Here is a 2,027-nt window from a genome sequence, read left to right as displayed (position 1 = left end):
CCGCATGCCCATGCCGGTGGCGCCGTCCGGCGCCAGCACGGGCAGCACGTGGCGCGCCACAAGCGCGGCTGCGATCAAGCCCGCGATCGAGAACACGCCGAGCTGCGCCAGTCCCGGGAAACCCGAGAACACCAGGGCCGCGAACCCGCAGACCGAGGTCAGCAGGCCGAGGCGCACCGTGGGCCAATGGATGTCGCGCCAGCGCTGCCAGCCGGTGCCGGCAATGGCGGCACCGCGCGCCTGGATCAGGTAGTAGATCGCGTAGTCGACGGTCTCGCCGATCAGCGTGCTGCCGAAGCCCATCGTAAGGCCGTGGACCTCACCGAAGACCAGGCTCACAGCCGCCGTGCCGCCGACCACGCCGGTGGCCACCGGCAGCAGCGCGATCACCAGCGCACGCGGCGAGGCGAAGGCCAGCAGCAGCAAGGCGCCCATCACGATCCCGCCGACCCCTGCCAGGTGGATGGCCTCGGTCTTGATCTGGTCGCGGCTCTGCACCGAGAACACCGGGGCCCCGGTCATCTCGAGCTTCGGGCCGGCGCCGGCCACGTCGCGCGTGGCGGCATCGAAGGCGCCTTGCACCGTTGCAATCGCCTGGGCGATGGCGTCGAGGTCGCTGCCCGCGGCGTGCGTGGTGGCCAGGATCAGCGCCCGCGGCACGCTGCGCGACACCCAGACGCCCTCCTCGCTGCGCGGCGAGCTTGCCGGAATCAGGCCTTCGGCAATGCGCTGCGTCTCGCCGGTCGGGTCGCGCTCCAGCAGCGGCTTGAGCGCATTGCCGGCCGGCGTGCCCAGCATCGACAGGCTGTCGACGATCGCGTCGCGCAGCCCGGCCGCGGTGAAACGCTCGGCCGTTACGTCGGGCGACAACAGGTAGCGGTGGTCGAAGACCCAGGCGCCGGTGTACTTCCAGTCGCCGGCGTCGCCGTTCTGGACCAGGTCGAACTGCCGGCTCTGGCGCATGGCACCGGCGACCGCGCGCGACACCGCCGCGCGCTGCGCCGCATCCTTGCCGCCCTCGATGCCGATGAAGACCGTGCGCGAGGCGATGCCGCTTTGCAGCTGCTCGATCAGGACCTGCTGGCGCGCGTCCGGGCTGGCGGGGAGAAAGGCCGACAGGTCGGCGCTGAAATGGGTGCGCGCGATCAGCGCGATGCCTGCGGCCAGCGCCAGCAGCCAGAGGCCGAGGGTCAACGCGACACGGCGGCGACCGGGTGCGGCGGCGCCTCGGATCACGGAGCGGAACGCGTGGGCGTCGGGGCGGCCGCGCCGGCGCCGCGTTCGGGCATGATGCTCATCACCGAGCGGTCGCCACCGATGAATTCCATGTCGATCCCCAGCACCTCGCCGCCGCGGCCGCTGAGGCGCATCGAGCGCACCTGCGCGGCCAGGCGCGGGTCGATCGGCTCCAGGTCCAGCGTCCAGCCACCGGCGGAGCCCGACAGCGTGCTGCGGAAGTAGCGCTGCAGGCCCTGGGCATTGCCGCTCAGGGTGCCGCGCATGGCCTCGACCATGCCGAGCAGCTCGGGCATGCTGTCAAGGGCCAGCGTGCGGGTGCGGCCGCCGCGCGACAGGGTCAGGGTGTTGCCTTCGACGCTCATCGTCTCGGGCCGCGGTGACAGCGTGCGGCGCATCAGCCGGTCCGGCGCGGTGAAGCTCAGCACGCCGCTGGCGTCCAGAGGGCCTTCGAGGCCGCGCACGAAACGCTGTTCGGTGAAGCGCGCCTCGCCGCTCTTCTGCTGCGCCAGCAGGCCCATCAGTTCAGGCAGGTCGAAGGCCCAGGCGGACGAATTAAAAAAAAGCGCGCCCAGCGCCAGGGCCGCGAGCAGCGCCCTGGCCCAGCGTTCAATGCGGATCTTCGAGCCAGAAATCATGAAAATTGAACCAGTTGTACGGGTAGGCGCGGCACAGCGCCTCGAGCCGCGCCACGTAGGCTTCGAGGGCAGCGCGGATGCGCAGTTCCCGCTCGGCAGGGTCGCTCACGCGCTCGCTGAAGTCGGCCAGCGGCTCGAACAGCACATCGTAGC

At 71.3% G+C, this 2,027-nt stretch carries 2 protein-coding genes and 1 pseudogene; all 3 read right to left on the bottom strand.

Annotated elements, in window-relative coordinates; genetic code table 11:
• Positions 1-1,194 (bottom strand): MMPL family transporter (locus tag AC1DY5_RS53225; RefSeq protein ID WP_478122283.1); only part of this gene is annotated, 1,194 nt, incomplete at its 3' end.
• Positions 1,195-1,232: 38 nt separating this feature from the next.
• A complete protein-coding gene (locus AC1DY5_RS53220) occupies positions 1,233-1,874 on the bottom strand; it encodes a LolA-related protein (RefSeq protein WP_478122282.1) in 642 nt (213 codons plus the stop codon).
• Positions 1,846-2,027 (bottom strand): annotated as a pseudogene (locus tag AC1DY5_RS53215) (acyl-CoA synthetase); the annotation flags it as partial. The pseudogene AC1DY5_RS53215 and the gene AC1DY5_RS53220, both read right to left, overlap by 29 nt.

The organism is Variovorax sp. P4_D9, assembly GCF_056401695.1.
This window is presented reverse-complemented; position numbering and strand designations above follow the sequence as displayed.

Excerpts from the sequence above, each read along its gene's own strand:
- AC1DY5_RS53220 (WP_478122282.1), bottom strand. The coding sequence starts at position 1,874 with ATGATTTCTGGCTCGAAGATCCGCATTGAACGCTGGGCCAGGGCGCTG.